At 45.2% G+C, this 18,935-nt stretch carries 12 protein-coding genes, 3 rRNA genes and 1 riboswitch; all 15 genes read right to left on the minus strand.

Annotated features, from left to right (window positions below):
* Positions 1 to 1,283: 1,283 nt before the first annotated feature.
* Positions 1,284 to 2,543: a phosphoribosylamine--glycine ligase gene (purD, locus tag DV702_RS10245; protein WP_114924663.1), complete on the minus strand. Its 1,260-nt coding sequence runs from the start codon at positions 2,541 to 2,543 to the stop codon at positions 1,284 to 1,286.
* Positions 2,544 to 2,564: 21 nt separating this feature from the next.
* Positions 2,565 to 4,100, minus strand: coding sequence for a bifunctional phosphoribosylaminoimidazolecarboxamide formyltransferase/IMP cyclohydrolase (gene purH, locus DV702_RS10250; protein ID WP_114924664.1), 1,536 nt, complete (start codon positions 4,098 to 4,100; stop codon positions 2,565 to 2,567).
* A gap of 48 nt (positions 4,101 to 4,148) precedes the next feature.
* Entirely contained in the window at positions 4,149 to 4,721 is a 573-nt protein-coding gene (purN, locus tag DV702_RS10255) for a phosphoribosylglycinamide formyltransferase (RefSeq protein ID WP_114924665.1), read from the minus strand.
* Positions 4,721 to 5,776, minus strand: a complete 1,056-nt coding sequence (purM, locus tag DV702_RS10260; RefSeq protein WP_114924666.1) for a phosphoribosylformylglycinamidine cyclo-ligase — start codon at positions 5,774 to 5,776, stop codon at positions 4,721 to 4,723. Before purM ends, purN begins: the two co-directional genes overlap by 1 nt.
* 11 nt (positions 5,777 to 5,787) lie before the next feature.
* The gene (gene purF / locus DV702_RS10265) at positions 5,788 to 7,212 is read right to left on the minus strand and encodes an amidophosphoribosyltransferase (RefSeq protein ID WP_114924667.1); all 1,425 of its coding nucleotides are present in this window, start codon (positions 7,210 to 7,212) and stop codon (positions 5,788 to 5,790) included.
* Positions 7,188 to 9,419, minus strand: coding sequence for a phosphoribosylformylglycinamidine synthase subunit PurL (gene purL, locus DV702_RS10270; RefSeq protein ID WP_114924668.1), 2,232 nt, complete (start codon positions 9,417 to 9,419; stop codon positions 7,188 to 7,190). Before purL ends, purF begins: the two co-directional genes overlap by 25 nt.
* Positions 9,409 to 10,092 (minus strand): phosphoribosylformylglycinamidine synthase subunit PurQ, encoded by a 684-nt coding sequence (gene purQ, locus DV702_RS10275; protein ID WP_114924669.1) that lies wholly within the window; start codon positions 10,090 to 10,092, stop codon positions 9,409 to 9,411. The genes purL and purQ overlap by 11 nt, the downstream gene beginning before the upstream one ends.
* A complete protein-coding gene (gene purS / locus DV702_RS10280; protein WP_114924670.1) occupies positions 10,089 to 10,343 on the minus strand; it encodes a phosphoribosylformylglycinamidine synthase subunit PurS in 255 nt (84 codons plus the stop codon). Before purS ends, purQ begins: the two co-directional genes overlap by 4 nt.
* A gap of 55 nt (positions 10,344 to 10,398) precedes the next feature.
* The gene (purK, locus tag DV702_RS10285) at positions 10,399 to 11,520 is read right to left on the minus strand and encodes a 5-(carboxyamino)imidazole ribonucleotide synthase (RefSeq protein WP_114924671.1); all 1,122 of its coding nucleotides are present in this window, start codon (positions 11,518 to 11,520) and stop codon (positions 10,399 to 10,401) included.
* Positions 11,517 to 12,005: a 5-(carboxyamino)imidazole ribonucleotide mutase gene (gene purE, locus DV702_RS10290; protein ID WP_114924672.1), complete on the minus strand. Its 489-nt coding sequence runs from the start codon at positions 12,003 to 12,005 to the stop codon at positions 11,517 to 11,519. Before purE ends, purK begins: the two co-directional genes overlap by 4 nt.
* Before the next feature lie 143 nt (positions 12,006 to 12,148).
* Positions 12,149 to 12,249, minus strand: a riboswitch (purine riboswitch).
* A 128-nt stretch (positions 12,250 to 12,377) separates the two neighbouring features.
* Positions 12,378 to 12,563, minus strand: a complete 186-nt coding sequence (locus tag DV702_RS10295) for an NETI motif-containing protein (RefSeq protein WP_114924673.1) — start codon at positions 12,561 to 12,563, stop codon at positions 12,378 to 12,380.
* Entirely contained in the window at positions 12,560 to 13,087 is a 528-nt protein-coding gene (locus DV702_RS10300; protein WP_114924674.1) for a DUF2179 domain-containing protein, read from the minus strand. Before DV702_RS10300 ends, DV702_RS10295 begins: the two co-directional genes overlap by 4 nt.
* Positions 13,088 to 13,381: 294 nt before the next feature.
* Positions 13,382 to 13,497, minus strand: a 5S ribosomal RNA gene (rrf, locus tag DV702_RS10305).
* A gap of 313 nt (positions 13,498 to 13,810) precedes the next feature.
* Positions 13,811 to 16,737, minus strand: a 23S ribosomal RNA gene (locus tag DV702_RS10310).
* Positions 16,738 to 16,993: 256 nt separating this feature from the next.
* A 16S ribosomal RNA gene (locus tag DV702_RS10315) occupies positions 16,994 to 18,545 on the minus strand.
* Together the 16S, 23S and 5S rRNA genes form the textbook arrangement of a ribosomal RNA operon.
* Positions 18,546 to 18,935 lie beyond the last annotated feature (390 nt).

Consider the following 18,935-nt stretch of genomic DNA (forward strand, 5'->3'; position numbering starts at 1 on the left):
TCATTTATTTGAGTAGTAATAGTAATTTTGCTTATGTTGTTTGTGGATTAACCGTATGATGTATAATTCATTTAATTAAAAGCGAGTGACTTTGGCTAGTGATATACGATGACGAGTGGATGAAGTGAGGCGGACTTGAAGATTCTTGCGGCTTGCGCTGGAGGGCGTTACGCTTTCCGGAGGGGGCGCGGTGGACCTCGCAAAAGTGCATTGCGAGTTACACCTGTCAAATGCAAAGATGTGCTCCTTCTCGCTGCGCCTCACTCGCAAAAGCCGTCCTTCGCAACGGCTTTCCCTGAACCTCTCGGAGTCGATCGTCTGTAAGCTCCAAGCCGTACTTTTTGTGTGCAAGACAGGTTGGTCACTCTTTGTATGTAGTGAAGACTACGTGGGCTGGTCAGGTACTTTATGTTCGTTTATTAGATACAGAAAGGCTGACTTGAAAAGTCATGCGGCTTGCGCTTCCAGACGATACGCTTTCCGGAGGGGACCCGGTGGACCCCGCAAAAGTGCGTTGCGAGTTACACCTGTCGTCCTGATCCTCCCGGAGTCGATCGTCTTCCAGCTTCAGCCGTACTTAGTGTAGGCAAGACAGTTCAATAGTTCTCTGTATATGGTGAAAGACCAACTAAATAGACTTGTCTGATATTATGCGACAGCTTTTGAAGTTAGATAGCGGTGAAGTATTATCAGCTGCTATAACTGTTTCGAATAAACGAATGAAAAAAGAAATGACCCTATATGCATTCACTCAGGCAATCCAAAGCATCACCCACACTGTTCAGGAAGCGGAACATACCATACTTAATTTCTGGACGAACACAAACTGACTTACGGACACAACCTCAAGGATTCTCCCGGAAGAACCGGCGACTCTGGGAGGATCAGCGTGACAGGCGTAATCGCCAATGCACTTCTGGCGAGTCCGCCGCGCGCCCTCCAGAAAGCGTCCGGTTTCTCTCGGGAGAATCCTAGCACGTACACTCATTTTCTACGCTAAAATAGAAGAATCACTTACCCTACTCTAATTTCTGGCCGAACTCCAACTGACTTCCCGACAAAAATTCAAGGATTCTCCCGGAAGAACCGGCGACTCTGGGAGGATCAGCGTGACAGGCGTAATCGCCAATGCACTTCTGGCGAGTCCGCCGCGTGCCCTCAGGAAAGCGTCCGGTTTCTCTCGGGAGAATCCTAGCACGTACCCTATTTTTCCGCACCAGCAAAAAATTAAAATCCCCCTGCTCATACTAAACAGGAGGATTTTAAATAGATGTTATAAATAATTAAGAAAATGTTCTCCAGCCAATATCATTGCGATGGAAGAAACCATTCCACTCTTCTGTTGCCAGACCGTCATACACTTTTTTCTGTGCTTCTTTTAAATTACTGGCTTTCGCCGCAACGAGAAGTACACGACCACCATTGCCTACAAAGTTGCCATTTTCCATTCGTGTTCCGGCATGGAAAACATCCAATCCAATAGCAGTTAATCCATCAAGATTCGGCAAATTTTTACCATTGGTAATTTCGCCAGGATATCCTTCCGATGCGATGACGACGCCTAACATTGCGTCATCATGCCACTGTAGGTCGAATGATTCTCCAGCCATCAACGCTTCCATAAATTTACCGAAATCAGACGCCATACGCGGTAAAACTACTTGTGTTTCGGGATCACCAAAACGCGCATTGAATTCAATCACTTTCGGGCCCTCTTTCGTTAAAATTAAACCCGCGTATAAAATACCTGTAAACGGAATACCTTCTTCCGCCATTGCTTTGACCGTTGGAACAACTACTCGATCGTAAGCTTCCTGAACGATTTCATCTGAAATTTGCGGCACCGGAGAGTAAGCACCCATCCCGCCCGTGTTTGGACCACGGTCTCCGTCATATGCTCTTTTATGATCTTGCGCAATCACCATAGGGTAAATTTGTCCATCATGCACAAATGACATATACGAAAATTCTTCTCCATCTAAAAACTCTTCGACTACGACACGTGAGGAAGATTCTCCAAATTTCTGGTTGCCGATCATGTCGTCTACCGCATCTAACGCTTCTTGAAGTTCCATCGCAACAATTACACCTTTACCTGCTGCAAGTCCATCTGCTTTTATTACGATCGGTGCTCCTTGTTCACGTATGAATGCCTTTGCTTCTTCAGCATCCGTAAACGTCCCATAGGAAGCTGTAGGAATATTATATTTATCCATAATTTCTTTTGCGAATGATTTACTGCCTTCGATTCGGGCTGCAGCTTTCGTTGGTCCGAATACAGTTAGACCTTTATCCAGGAAGAAGTCTGCAATTCCTTCCGCTAAAGGTTGCTCTGGACCGACAAATGTCAAGGTGACTTCATTCTCTATAGCGAATTTCGCCAATGCTTCAAAATCTGTAGCGTCAATTGGTAAACATGTAGCATCTTGCTTCATTCCGTCATTACCTGGTGCAACAAAAACATTTGTTACAGAAGGCGATTCGTTAAACTGTTTAGCAATTGCATGTTCACGACCACCACTACCAATTACAAGAACTTTCATTTTCTGTGTACCCCCTGCATCTTAGTGTTTGAAATGACGTACGCCAGTGAAGACCATCGTAATTCCATAGTCATTCGCTTTTTTAATAGAGTCTGCATCTTTCACAGAACCACCCGGTTGAATAATAGCTGTAATACCTGCTTTTGCGGCTGCTTCCACTGTATCGTCCATTGGGAAGAATGCATCCGATGCAAGTGCGGCACCCTTTGCACGCTCTCCTGCTTGAGTTAACGCAATGTTCGCAGCGCCTACACGATTCATTTGACCCGCACCGACTCCAATAGTCATATGCTCATCCGTAACGACGATCGCATTAGACTTCACATGTTTCACAACAGCCCAACCTAGCTTCATCGCATTCCATTCTGCTTCTGTTGGTTCGCGGTCTGTTGCTACTGTAATTTCTGCATCTGCAAAGCCATATGCATCTGGTTGTTGCATCAGCAATCCACCTTCGACTGACACTGTATTCCACTGATCTTTTTTCTTCTGTTCAAACGAAATCGTTAGTAGACGGATATTCTTCTTCTTTGTTAATGTTTCGATTGCTTCTGCTGTAAATGAAGGGGCAATGACGATCTCAAGGAAAATGTCTGCTAGCTTTGTAGCTGTCTTTTGGTCGACTTCTTTGTTCAACGCGATAATTCCGCCAAAAATAGACGTTGAATCTGCTTCGTATGCTTTTTGGAACGCTTCTGCAATTGTCTGACCTGTGCCTACACCACAAGGATTCATGTGCTTCACTGCAACTGCAGCAGGCTCAGTAAATTCTTTAACGATTTGAATCGCCGCATTAGCATCTTGAATATTATTGTATGAAAGTTCTTTTCCATGAAGTTGCTCTGCATAAGCGATTGAGAAATCAGACCCCATCGGACGACTGTAAAACGCTGCTTGTTGATGTGGGTTTTCTCCGTAACGCAAAGGTTGCTTCAACTCGTATGTATACGTTACTTGTTCAGGGAATTGCTCATCTGTAAGATCAGTCAAATAGCCAGCGATCAACGCATCATAAGCTGCTGTATGACGGAACACTTTAGCTGCAAGACGACGGCGTGTTTCGAGTGTTGTTTTACTATCCGCTTTTAGTTCCTTTAAAACAGTTTCATAGTCTGCTGCATCTACAATTACGGTAACGTACGCATGATTTTTTGCAGAAGCACGTAACATGGCAGGTCCACCGATATCGATATTCTCAATTGCATCTTCAGTTGTGACGTCAGGCTTTGAGATTGTTTCTTTAAATGGATACAAGTTTACACACACTACATCAATTGGTTGTATGCCATGCTCTTTCATTTGCGCTTGGTGCCCTGCATCGTCCTGCTTTGCTAATAATCCACCGTGGATCATCGGGTTTAATGTTTTTACGCGGCCTTCCATAATTTCAGGGAAACCTGTTATTTCATCGACTGCCGTAACAGCTACTCCATTGTCTTGTAAATGCTTCATTGTGCCGCCTGTAGACAATAATTCATAACCTAGTTGTTCGAGTTCTTTTGCAAATTCCAATACGCCGCTTTTATCTGATACACTTAGCAATGCACGCTTCTTCAAGAAAATTCCTCCAATTTATAAAAAAAGCCTGTTATGACAACAGGCTAATCATTTTTTCAATACATCTTGTAAAGTCCTTACATATAAACCATGTTCTACTTCATGAATTGCCGTAGCTGTCTTCTCTACATCCCCGTCAATTACATCTACCGCTTGCTGTGCGAGAATGGGACCCGTATCCATTCCTTCGTCCACTAGATGTACCGTCACACCCGTCACTTTCACACCTGCAGCAACGGCTTGACCGATTGCATCTTTACCCGGAAATGAAGGCAACAGTGATGGATGAATATTAATAATCTTTTCAGGGTAGGCCTGCAGTAGATCCGGACCGATTAAGCGCATATAACCCGCTAATAGTAACCATTCTACTTGTGCTTCCTGCAATGCTTTTAATACAGCTTGTTCGTACGCCGACTTCGTATCGAATTCACGCGGACGAAACGCTGCAACCGGTATTCCGGCTTGCTGTGCCCGTTCAGTTACATATGCATCCGGTTGATCCGTTACGAGCAAGGCAATTTCAGCTGACAAATCTCCCGCTCGGCATGCTGCTTCCAATGCTGCAAAATTACTGCCGCTTCCAGACGCAAAAACAGCCATTCTTACTTTTTTCGCCATTACACTAACGTACCGTCATGTTCGCCGTTAAACTTGACGCCTTCTTCGTTTGTTACACGTCCAATGATATATGCTTTCTCGCTATGCGCTTCTGCAATAGCGATAGCTTTTGCTGCTTCAGCTTCTGGTAGCGCAATGACGAAGCCTATCCCCATGTTAAAGACACTATACAGATCGCGGTCAGTTAATTCGCCTTTTTCCTTTAACATTTGGAAGACAGGCAAAATCGGCCATGCCCCTAAGTCTATTTCGACTCCAAACCCTTCAGAAAACATACGCGGTAAATTTTCAAAGAATCCGCCGCCCGTAATATGTCCCATCGAATGCACGTCTAGTTGCTGATGCATTTCCAATACGGGCTTCGCATAGATTTTCGTCGGTGTAAGTAAAGCTTCTCCTACTGTGCCTAATTGTTCATAACCTTCAATTGTACTGTCAATATGTGCGCCAAGTTGTTCAAAGACGATATGACGCACAAGTGAATAACCATTCGAATGAATACCGCTTGATGCGATTCCTACAAGAACATCGCCTTCTGTTACGTTCTCGCCAGTAACTAATTTGCTTTTCTCGCATGCACCTACCGCAAATCCTGCCAAGTCGTATTCATCTTCTTCATAGAGACCAGGCATTTCTGCTGTTTCTCCACCAATCAAAGCAGCTCCCGATTGTACACAACCGTCCGCTACTCCTTTAACAATTGCCTCTACTTTTTCAGGAACTGCTTTTCCTAGTGCGACATAGTCAAGGAAATATAATGGTTCTGCCCCTTGCGCTACAATATCATTGACACACATAGCAACACAGTCGATACCGATCGTATCATGACGATCTGCCATGAATGCCAGTTTCAACTTCGTACCTACACCGTCTGTTCCAGAAATTAGAACGGGTTCTTTATATTCAAGAGCAGAAAGATCAAACATTCCGCCAAACCCACCAAATGCGCCTGCCACTCCTTTACGAGTAGTTCTTGCTACGTGGGATTTCATGCGTTCTACTGATTCGTAGCCCGCCTCAATATTGACTCCTGCTTTTTCATACGCCTTCGACATGGAAAGGCCTCCTATCGTACGATTTCTTTTACGTGCGGCATTGCTGTATCCGAATAAATCTCAGTTGGATAGTCACCTGTAAAACAAGCTAAACATTGACCACAATTTTTCATTTCAGACGACCGGCCGTTTGATTCCAACATTCCATCAATAGATAGGAAGTGAAGTGAATCAGCACCGATTTCTTCACACATTTCTTCTAACGTACGACCAGTTGCAATCAGCTCCGAATCGGAACTAATGTCTACGCCATAATAACAAGGTGCGATTAACGGCGGTGAAGCAATGACTACGTGTATTTCCTTTGCCCCTGCTTCCCGCAGCATAGCGACAATACGTTTAGACGTTGTTCCACGAACTATAGAATCATCAACCATAACGACTCGTTTTCCGTGAACCACTTGATGGACTGGAGATAACTTCATCTTCACGCCTTTTTCACGTAATGCCTGAGACGGTTGAATGAATGTTCTGCCAACGTAACGATTTTTAATCAATCCTAATTCGTATGGAATACCACTTTGTTCAGAAAATCCGATAGCAGCAGAAATACTGGAATCCGGAACACCTGTCACAACATCAGCACTAATTTGCACTTCGCGAGCAAGTTGTTTTCCACATCGTTTGCGGGCTGCATGAATATTAATCCCATCAATATCAGAATCGGGACGAGAAAAATATACGTACTCCATCGAACACATAGCAGAGTCTGCTGCCGGAGCAAACCGTTCAGATGTCAGGCCTTTATTATTAATAATTAATAACTCACCAGGTTCAACTGAACGAACATGTTCTGCACCAATAATATCGAATGCACATGTCTCCGACGCAACAACCCATGCCTCTCCTAATTTTCCTAAAGAAAGCGGGCGCATGCCATTTGGATCTTGTGCAACCATTAAACCTTCATCTGTCATTAAGACGAATGCGAATGCACCTTTTAAAATACTTAACGCTTTCTTTACTTTGTCTCGCTGATTTAATGAACCGCTGCTACGTTTGATTAAATGCGCTAACACTTCTGTATCGGATGTCGTTTGGAAAATACTCCCTTGACGCTCTAAGTGCTCTTTTAAATCTGTTGCGTTAATTAAGTTGCCGTTATGCGCAATGGCTAGACTCCCGGTAGTAGAGCGAAATACGAGCGGCTGTACGTTTTCAATACCACGTCCTTGTTCCGTTGTATACCGGACCTGCCCGATGGCGCCATTACCTACTAACTTACTTAAGTTGTCACCTGAAAATACTTCATTGACTAGCCCTTCACCTTTCACCGCTTGAAGACCTGCATCGCCTTTGACGACGATGCCAGCTCCTTCTTGTCCTCGGTGTTGCAAAGCATGCAGTGCGTAATAGCTTATTTGTGCCGCATCCTCATGCCCCCAAATACCAAATACGCCGCACTCTTCGTTCAGTCCTCTGAGTTCAGCAAGCATGGAATAGCTCCTTTCCAAGCAGCGTGGAATTGTTCTACCGTCCCTTCTACTAGGACAGTTCCTTCTGCACTTTTGATGACTAACTGACCGTCATCTGTCACTGTTCCGATTTTCACTGCGTCATCTACACATTTTTCAAACGCTGCTACTTGATCTGCTTTTACCGTTACTAGGAAACGTGATTGAGTCTCACTGAATAAAGCTGTAATAGCTGAACCTTCTACTGAAACTGTTGCACCTAAACCGTTAGCACCAAATGCTTTTTCACAAAGTGCTACCGCGAATCCACCTTCAGATAAGTCATCCGCAGATTGTACTAGGCCTTGTTGAATTGCTGTTAATAATTGTTCTTGACGTTTTGCTTCCACGTCTAAATCGATTGCCGGTACTTGTCCGAAGATTTTCCCTTCTGTCATTTGCTGAAGTTCACTGCCACCAAATTCTGTTGCCGTTTGACCAATTACGTAAATTGCGTCTCCTGCTTGTTTGAATCCAGGTGTTGTGACTTGCTTCAAATCATGCACGATTCCTACAAGACCAATTGTTGGTGTTGGATAAATGGATACACCGTTTACTTCATTTGACAGTGAAACATTTCCTCCAATGACTGGTGCATTCAGTTTACGACACGCTTCAGAAATTCCATCCGCAGATTTCTCAAGTTGCCAGAACACTTCTGGCTTATCCGGGCTACCGAAGTTCAAGCAGTCAGTAAGTGCAATAGGCTCTGCACCTGAACATACAAGGTTACGTGCCGCTTCTGCTACTGCAATTTTCCCGCCCGTTTCAGGGTCAAGATAAATAAAACGTGAGTTACAGTCTGCTGTCATCGCAATTCCTTTATTTGTACCTCTTACGCGAACTACACCAGCAGACGCACCCGGCGCAACAACCGTACTCGTTCTAGCTCCTGTATCGAACTGATTGTATACCCATTCCTTAGAAGCAATAGTAGGACGTTGTAACAGATCAAGCAATGTAGCTTTTAAATCAGTTACGTGTGGTTCCTTATTTTCAATCGCTTGGTTTTCTGCAAACGATGCAGGTTCTTTTGATTCTTTTTGGTAGCTAGGCGCATCTTCAGCCAATAGATCGGCAGACACTTCAGCTGCTACTTCCCCTTTGAAAAGCAGACGAAGCATCTTATCATCTGTTACGTGACCGATCGCTGCTGCTTGAATACCGTATTTCGTAAATAAGGCAATGACTTCTTCTTCGCGGCCCTTTTTGACAACAATCAACATACGCTCTTGAGATTCCGACAACATCATTTCATATGCCGTCATATTCTTTTCACGTTGTGGCACAAGATCCAAGTTCATTTCCACACCATAGCCAGCTTTCGAAGCCATTTCTGCTGCTGATGACGTTAGACCCGCTGCACCCATATCTTGTATTCCAATTAATGCATCCGATTTTACTAACTCCAAACAAGCTTCCATCAATAACTTCTCAATGAATGGATCGCCAGCTTGCATAACAGGAAGTTCTGCTTCTTCGTCCATTGCCAATTCAGATGATGACATCGTCGCACCATGAATTCCGTCACGGCCAGTAGTAGCACCTGCATAGATGATTGTATTGCCCACACCTGCCGCTACACCTTTTTGGATGTCTTCATGATTTAACAAACCTACCGCCATTGCATTGACTAGCGGACGCTTAGAATAGCACTGATCGAATTGCACTTCACCTGCTACTGTCGGAATGCCCATCGTATTACCATAACTCGCGATCCCTGCAACTGCTTCTTCAAACAAGAACTTATCACGTGGATCTGTTAAGTCACCAAAACGAAGCGAGTTAACTAATGCTACTGGACGTGCTCCCATTGAAAATACGTCACGAATAATTCCACCTGCACCTGTTGCCGCGCCAATGAAAGGTTCGATGGCAGATGGGGAGTTATGAGATTCCATCTTGAACACAGCTGCCTGATTATCACCGATATCTACAATACCTGCACCTTCACCAGGTCCTTGCAATACACGGGCGCCTTCAGTCGGAAACTTACGTAGAACAGATTTAGAGCTCTTATATGAACAATGCTCAGACCACATAGCAGAAAACAGACCTGTTTCCGTATAGTTCGGAATGCGACCTAATTTCTCTACTGCACGTTCATACTCCCAATCTGTCATACCCATTTGTAAATACAATTTATTTTCTTTAATTTGCTCCGCTGTAGGTTCGTGATTAGTTGACATGCTGTTCACCCCAATTGTTCAAAATTGAATGGAATAAAGGCGTTCCATCTGTACCACCGATTAGTTCTTCTACTGCACGTTCCGGAAGTGGCATCATACCGAGCACATTTCCTTTTTCATTCGTAATACCTGCGATGGCTTGCGTACTACCATCTTTATTTTCATTCGCATATGTGAATACGATTTGATTGTTTGTCTTCAACTTTTCTACTGTCTGGTCATCTGCATAATAATTACCAAAATCACTCGCCACTGGAAGTTTAATTGCTTGGCCTTGTGAATAGCCCGTTGTAAAGGCTGTGTTGTTGTTAACGACTGTAACTGTTTCTACTGCCGAACGGAATTTCAAACTATTATTACGTAAAAATGCACCTGGAAGAATACCCGCTTCTACTAAGATGTGAAATCCATTCCCTACTCCAAGAACAATCTTTCCTGAATCAGCAAACGTTTGAAGTTGCTTGAATGCAGGTGAACTTTTAGCTAATGCGCCTGGGCGTAAGTAGTTACCATACGAAGTGCCAGTAGGTAGCAGCACTGCATCGAATTGATCCAATTGATCTGCTTCTGTATGCCAAACGTATTCAACTTCTTGTTTCACTGTATCTTCAATTGCATGGAACATATCAAGATCACAAGTAAGACCTGGGAATACTAGAACGGCGAACTTCATTTGCTCGCAACCTCCCCAACTTCAAATGTATAATCTTCAATTACTTTATTAATTAATAGGTCGTTACACATTTCATTTACACGCGTTTCAATCGCTTGTTCAGAACCATCCATTTCTAGCTCGATTAATTTACCAACACGTACACTTTTTACTTCTTCATATCCCATTTTCTGAAGTGCTTCTGTTGTTGCGATTCCTTGTGGGTCTACAACACTTTCACGTAGTGTTACATAAATAGTTACTTTCGTCATTTTAGGTTCCTCCCAAAGTGGATATCATAATTTTTCAATTCATTTGCAGATTCTATTAGTCTTTCCAAATATCTGATTGTTCAATTTCCTGTAATGTGTCTTCTAGGCTTTCGGTCATAATCGTCACATGGCCCATTTTACGTTTTTCTTTAGCTTCTGCTTTACCGTATAGATGAATGGACCAATCTGGATAATTTGCAATTCGCTCTGTAAGCGGCTCGACATGTTCTCCGAGTACATTCACCATAATAGAAGGTGCCCATAATTTCGGCTTGCGCAACGGCCAACCGCAAACTGCGCGGATATGTTGATGAAACTGTGAAATATTACATGCTTCGATTGAGTAATGGCCTGAGTTATGTGGACGAGGTGCTAATTCATTAATGACAATTTTACCGTCTGTCAGTACGAACATTTCAACAGCTAATGTTCCTACTAACTCCAAATGACTAGCAATTTTTTCAGCAGCTTTCTCCGCCTGTTGTAAAACGTTTGAATCGACACGCGCAGGCACGATAGACTCATGGAGTATATGATGCTTGTGTATATTTTCTGCAATAGGTAAACAGTACGACTCTCCCGCAAGATTTCTTTGAATAATAACTGAGATTTCTTTTTCAAAAGGTACGAATGCTTCTGCAATACAAGAAGAATGCGTAAATAGACCGCTCGCTTCTTCAAGTTGTTCTTTTGAATCAAGCTTTACTTGTCCTTTTCCATCATATCCGCCAAAAGCAGTTTTTACGATGCAAGGAAAGCCTATTTGATCTATTTTCTGCACCAATTCATCAAACGTATCAGCCGCTATGTATGGTGCAACTGGTGCGCCTGATTTTTGAATTTCAGCTTTTTCATTAATACGGTTTTGCGTAATACGCACTAACTCTGCACCTTGTGGCACGTAAGCTTTCTCTGTTAACCGCTTTAAACCTTCATAATCAATATTTTCAAATTCAAATGTAATGACATCACTGACTTTACTTAACTCTTCCAGTGCATGTTCATCATTATAAGGAGCGACAATTTCAATATCCGCTATTTGCCCACATGGAGAATCAGTTGTAGGATCTAACACCGCGATACGGAATCCAGCTTCTTTCGCTGCCACTCCCATCATTCGTCCTAACTGTCCGCCACCGATTATGCCAATTGTCTGTCCAGGTAGTATTGTCTTCATTGTAGCTCACCACTGCTTTCCAACGCGAGTTGCTTCATCTCGTCACGTCTTTGTTGAAGTCTGTTGCGCAACTTCTCATCTTGTACACTCAGCATTTGCGCTGCCAATAACCCCGCATTTGTAGCACCTGCTTTACCGATAGATACTGTTGCTACCGGTACTCCTCCAGGCATTTGAACGATCGATAATAAAGAATCCATTCCGCTCAACGCCTTAGATTGTACAGGAACACCAATAACAGGAACTAGCGTTTTTGCCGCAACCATCCCTGGAAGGTGGGCAGCTCCGCCTGCTCCCGCTATAATCACGTGCAATCCATTGGCTTGGGCCTGCTCTGCATATTCAAACATGAAATCAGGTGTGCGGTGAGCCGAAACTACTTTCTTCTCGTAAGGAACGTCTAATTCATCCAATATGTCGCATGCATGCTTCATCGTTTCCCAGTCGCTCTTACTACCCATAATGACACCAATTTTCGGTTCCAAATCAAATCCGCTCCTTATGCCAAACATTAATTGTGTAAAAAATAAAAAGGTCCTTGAAAACTCCACTTTTCACATGCACAAAAAGCAGAACTTTCAAGGACCCTTTATCAAACAAGTAATTAGTTACTTATCATAATAATCCAAGAAAAATTGCTTTCCCACATAGTGTAGACATTTACGGTGTCTTGGTAGAAACGCTGTAGCCAATTCTACAGCATATACGGGGAACTCATTTACTCTTATTATAATATCAATTAAACTATAATTCGTCAACTTAAAGCCGAACATTATATTCTAATTCTTTTCTAATCATTCGTCTTTAAGTTGCCATATTATCAAAAACCTCATTATTTTCTATTGACAACAAAGCGATTAGCTATTTTTGATTGCTTGAAACTGCGTAAGTTGTTTCACAGGAATATAATCTTCACCTACTTGTTCAAACAACGGCTTTTCTCTTCTGGCAACAACTGTGTAGCCTAAACGCTGAATACGTTCAAAGCAATCTTCCAACGTTTCGTTCTCTTGGCGATCAAACCATATTTTCTTTTTACTCATTTAAACAACTTCCCTTTTTTCACACTCTTGACCCAAAAACCGCCATGAATAGATTTAGGTTCATACGATATAATGAAAGCTTTTGGATCAATTTCTGTTATAGTTTTATACAATTGCAACTCGTATTTCCGAGGTGTAAGGATTTGCATAGTCGAGCGGCTACCACTTAATCCATTGGCAGCCCAGTCGGTCACTCCATATCCTAAACGTCGAAGTTCAGCAGTCATCTCTTTATTAATATCCGCAGTAATTACATTGACCGTTATATACCCTAGCGCAAGTCTTTCTTCAATTTTTGTTCCAACGACCACACCAGAACCGAAACCTAACGCATATGCGATTAAGTTTTGAATTTCCTCCAAGTTATCTAGCACTAACCCTAATCCAATAACATACACGACTATTTCGATCATACTCACAAAAGCGGCTATGTATCGATATCCCTTCAACGTTAGTATTAAACGTAACGTAGAAAAGGATACATACACTATATTTATTACAAATATAAGTAGAACCATTCCCATATATTAATTCCTCCCAACAATACAGTTCATCGTATCGCGCCTATCTCAAAAACTCAAGGAAAGTCTTTTGCTCTATAATCAATTGCTACGTTTTATACATCTGTGTACCCCGCTTCTATTTTATCGTACCTATTAGAAATAAACAAAATTTGTTATACGATTGATACAGATTCGTTCAATGGTCACAATCGCTTTATTAGTATTAATAAAACAGATCTATCTGCTAAATGAAACAATGTAAGTGAAAACACAAAAAAGCCACTCCCCATGGATCTCCATAAGGAATGGCTTCGTGCCCAGCAACGTCCTACTCTCACAGGAGGAAACCTCCAACTACCATCGGCGCTGAAGAGCTTAACTTCCGTGTTCGGTATGGGAACGGGTGTGACCTCTTCGCTATCGTTACTAGACTGTTGAGTTGTTCACTCAAAACTGAATAAAAGACATTGGGTAGTTCAAGTAATTCCACTTTTCGTGTTGTCCAGCTAAATCGACCAGATGCTCGGGTCATAAGTCAGCTTGGCTGCGCGACAAAAACCGTCGCTTCGCCAATCCGTCTTATGCCTGTCGCATCTAGACGGTCGATTTAGCTTTTCATTTTGTCCAGCTTCAGCGGCCAGATGCTCGGGCCATAAGTCAAAGCTGTTTCGTGGTAAAGAGCACCACTGCACATCTTCGCCTTATGCCTGCCGCATCTAAACGGCTGCTTCCGCTTTTCAATAATAGGTTAAGTCCTCGATCGATTAGTATCTGTCAGCTACACACGTCGCCGTGCTTCCACCCCAGACCTATCCACCTCATCTTCTTTGAGGGATCTTACTTACTTGCGTAATGGGAAATCTCATCTTGAAGGGGGCTTCATGCTTAGATGCTTTCAGCATTTATCCCGTCCATACATAGCTACCCAGCGATGCCTTTGGCAAGACAACTGGTACACCAGCGGTATGTCCATCCCGGTCCTCTCGTACTAAGGACAGCTCTCCTCAAATTTCCTGCGCCCGCGACGGATAGGGACCGAACTGTCTCACGACGTTCTGAACCCAGCTCGCGTGCCGCTTTAATGGGCGAACAGCCCAACCCTTGGGACCGACTACAGCCCCAGGATGCGACGAGCCGACATCGAGGTGCCAAACCTCCCCGTCGATGTGGACTCTTGGGGGAGATAAGCCTGTTATCCCCGGGGTAGCTTTTATCCGTTGAGCGATGGCCCTTCCATGCGGAACCACCGGATCACTAAGCCCGTCTTTCGACCCTGCTCGACTTGTAGGTCTCGCAGTCAAGCTCCCTTATGCCTTTGCACTCTACGAATGATGTCCAACCATTCTGAGGGAACCTTTGGGCGCCTCCGTTACTCTTTAGGAGGCGACCGCCCCAGTCAAACTGTCCACCTGACACTGTCTCCTGCCCGGATCACGGGCATGGGTTAGAAGTCCAATACAGCCAGGGTAGTATCCCACCAATGCCTCCTCCGAAGCTGGCGCTCCGGAATCAAAGGCTCCTACCTATCCTGTACAGGCTGCACCGGAATTCAATATCAGGCTACAGTAAAGCTCCACGGGGTCTTTCCGTCCTGTCGCGGGTAATGCGCATCTTCACGCATATTATAATTTCACCGAGTCTCTCGTTGAGACAGTGCCCAGATCGTTACGCCTTTCGTGCGGGTCGGAACTTACCCGACAAGGAATTTCGCTACCTTAGGACCGTTATAGTTACGGCCGCCGTTTACTGGGGCTTCAATTCAGAGCTTCGCTTGCGCTAACCCCTCCTCTTAACCTTCCAGCACCGGGCAGGCGTCAGCCCCTATACGTCACCTTACGGTTTTGCAGAGACCTGTGTTTTTGCTAAACAGTCGCCTGGGCCTATTCACTGCGGCTCTCTCGGGCTATTCACCCTACCAGAGCACCCCTTCTCCCGAAGTTACGGGGTCATTTTGCCGAGTTCCTTAACGAGAGTTCTCTCGATCACCTTAGGATTCTCTCCTCGCCTACCTGTGTCGGTTTGCGGTACAGGCACCTCCCGCCTCGCTAGAGGCTTTTCTTGGCAGTGTGAAATCAGGGACTCTGGAGACAATTCTCCTCGCCATCACAGCCCAGCGTTAGATGAAAACGGGATTTTCCTCGTTTTCCGCCTCACTGCTTAGACACACAACCAACTGTGTGCTCACCCTATCCTACTGCGTCCCCCCATTACTCAAACGGCGGGGAGGTGGTACAGGAATATCAACCTGTTGTCCATCGTCTACGCCTATCGGCCTCGACTTAGGTCCTGACTAACCCTGAGCGGACGAGCCTTCCTCAGGAAACCTTGGGCATTCGGTGGAAGGGATTCTCACCCTTCTTTCGCTACTCATACCGGCATTCTCACTTCCAAGCGCTCCACCAGTCCTTCCGGTCCAGCTTCAACGCCCTTGGAACGCTCTCCTACCATTGACTTGCGTCAATCCACAGCTTCGGTGATCTGTTTAGCCCCGGTACATTTTCGGCGCAGCGCCACTCGACCAGTGAGCTATTACGCACTCTTTAAATGATGGCTGCTTCTGAGCCAACATCCTGGTTGTCTGGGCAACGCCACATCCTTTTCCACTTAACAGATACTTGGGGACCTTAGCTGGTGGTCTGGGCTGTTTCCCTCTCGACAATGGATCTTATCACCCACTGTCTGACTCCCAAACATAAATCATCGGCATTCGGAGTTTGTCTGAATTCGGTAACCCGGGATGGGCCCCTCGTCCAAACAGTGCTCTACCTCCGAGATTCTTTCGTTTGAGGCTAGCCCTAAAGCTATTTCGGAGAGAACCAGCTATCTCCAGGTTCGATTGGAATTTCACCGCTACCCACACCTCATCCCCGCATTTTTCAACATACGTGGGTTCGGGCCTCCAGTCAGTGTTACCTGACCTTCACCCTGGACATGGGTAGATCACCTGGTTTCGGGTCTACGACCCCATACTCATTCGCCCTATTCAGACTCGCTTTCGCTGCGGCTCCGCTTTCTCAGCTTAACCTTGCATGGAATCGTAACTCGCCGGTTCATTCTACAAAAGGCACGCCATCACCCATTAACGGGCTCTGACAATTTGTAAGCGCATGGTTTCAGGATCTATTTCACTCCCCTTCCGGGGTGCTTTTCACCTTTCCCTCACGGTACTGGTTCACTATCGGTCACTAGAGAGTATTTAGCCTTGGGAGATGGTCCTCCCGGATTCCGACGGAATTTCACGTGTTCCGCCGTACTCAGGATCCACTCTGGAGGGAATGTGCTTTCGACTACGGGGCTTTTACCCACTCTGGCGGACCTTTCCAGGTCGCTTCGTCTAACGCATTCCTTTGTAACTCCGTATAGAGTGTCCTACAACCCCAAGAAGCAAGCTTCTTGGTTTGGGCTCTTCCCGTTTCGCTCGCCGCTACTAAGGGAATCGATGTTTCTTTCTCTTCCTCCGGGTACTTAGATGTTTCAGTTCTCCGGGTCTGCCACTTGCACGCTATGTATTCACGTACAAGTACTGTCCCATTATGGACAGTGGGTTTCCCCATTCGGAAATCTTCGGATCAACGCTTACTTACAGCTCCCCGAAGCATATCGGTGTTAGTGCCGTCCTTCATCGGCTTCTAGTGCCAAGGCATCCGCCATGCGCCCTTTCTAACTTAACCTATAAAAGGTCCAACGTCATCCTAGCGATAGGAATCAGAAGGTTAAAAAGTAGATGAATGAATTGCTTCATTCGATTAATTACTTGATTACTTTCAATGTCGTTTTATCCAGTTTTCAATGAACAAGTGTAAAGAAAAAAAGCTTTGAACACTCAAAAAATGAGCCTTCAAAACTGAACGCAAAACGTTAACGTGATAGATCAACGATCTATCTTCCGAATGTCTACGCCCGAAAGCTGTAGAACATAATCCTTAGAAAGGAGGTGATCCAGCCGCACCTTCCGATACGGCTACCTTGTTACGACTTCACCCCAATCATCTGTCCCACCTTCGGCGGCTGGCTCCCGTAAGGGTTACCCCACCGACTTCGGGTGTTACAAACTCTCGTGGTGTGACGGGCGGTGTGTACAAGACCCGGGAACGTATTCACCGTGGCATGCTGATCCACGATTACTAGCGATTCCGGCTTCATGCAGGCGAGTTGCAGCCTGCAATCCGAACTGGGAACGGTTTTCTGGGATTAGCTCCCCCTCGCGGGTTGGCAACCCTCTGTACCGTCCATTGTAGCACGTGTGTAGCCCAGGTCATAAGGGGCATGATGATTTGACGTCATCCCCACCTTCCTCCGGTTTGTCACCGGCAGTCACATTAGAGTGCCCAACTAAATGATGGCAACTAACATTAAGGGTTGCGCTCGTTGCGGGACTTAACCCAACATCTCACGACACGAGCTGACGACAACCATGCACCACCTGTCACCAGTGTCCCCGAAGGGAAAATCATGTCTCCATGACGGTCACTGGGATGTCAAGACCTGGTAAGGTTCTTCGCGTTGCTTCGAATTAAACCACATGCTCCACCGCTTGTGCGGGTCCCCGTCAATTCCTTTGAGTTTCAGCCTTGCGGCCGTACTCCCCAGGCGGAGTGCTTAATGCGTTAGCTGCAGCACTAAGGGGCGGAAACCCCCTAACACTTAGCACTCATCGTTTACGGCGTGGACTACCAGGGTATCTAATCCTGTTTGCTCCCCACGCTTTCGCGCCTCAGCGTCAGTTACAGACCAGAAAGCCGCCTTCGCCACTGGTGTTCCTCCACATCTCTACGCATTTCACCGCTACACGTGGAATTCCGCTTTCCTCTTCTGTACTCAAGTCCTCCAGTTTCCAATGACCCTCCACGGTTGAGCCGTGGGCTTTCACATCAGACTTAAAGGACCGCCTGCGCGCGCTTTACGCCCAATAATTCCGGACAACGCTTGCCACCTACGTATTACCGCGGCTGCTGGCACGTAGTTAGCCGTGGCTTTCTGGTAAGGTACCGTCAAGGTACAGGCAGTTACTCCTGTACGTGTTCTTCCCTTACAACAGAGCTTTACGATCCGAAAACCTTCTTCACTCACGCGGCATTGCTCCATCAGACTTTCGTCCATTGTGGAAGATTCCCTACTGCTGCCTCCCGTAGGAGTCTGGGCCGTGTCTCAGTCCCAGTGTGGCCGATCACCCTCTCAGGTCGGCTACGCATCGTGGCCTTGGTGAGCCGTTACCCCACCAACTAGCTAATGCGCCGCGGGCCCATCTAACAGTGACAGCCGAAGCCGTCTTTCAACATTCACTCATGCGAGAAAATGGATTATTCGGTATTAGCCCCGGTTTCCCGGAGTTATCCCCATCTGTAAGGTAGGTTGCCCACGTGTTACTCACCCGTCCGCCGCTAAAGTATAGAAGCAAGCTTCTACACTTTCGCTCGACTTGCATGTATTAGGCATGCCGCCAGCGTTCGTCCTGAGCCAGGATCAAACTCTCCATAAGACCGGCGGTCGATAGACCGCGGATTGCGTCGTCAACTTCACTTGCTCAGTCGGTTACGTACAGTCGTACGCGCCCTCTTTCGCTCGATCGTTTCCTAGCACTCCACAATCTCTCGACCACCAGTAGAATGAACAATCGATTAGCTCGAATTTCATTTGCTGGCATCATTTAAGATACTCAATTTGTTTGTGTCATGCACAAACTTGTATTTCGTTAACGTTTTGCTGTTCAGTTTTCAAGGTTCATTGCAGTGCTTGTCTCGACTGCTTATTAAATATACCAAAAGCGATTTATAATGTCAACAACTTTAAACATCTTTTTTAAAATAAATTTTTATAATGAGCATCTGATATTAAAAAGAGACTTTTGATAAAGTTTTTATAGAAACCA

The sequence above is a fragment of the Sporosarcina sp. PTS2304 genome (genome assembly GCF_003351785.1).
Classification (GTDB): Bacteria; Bacillota; Bacilli; order Bacillales_A; family Planococcaceae; genus Sporosarcina.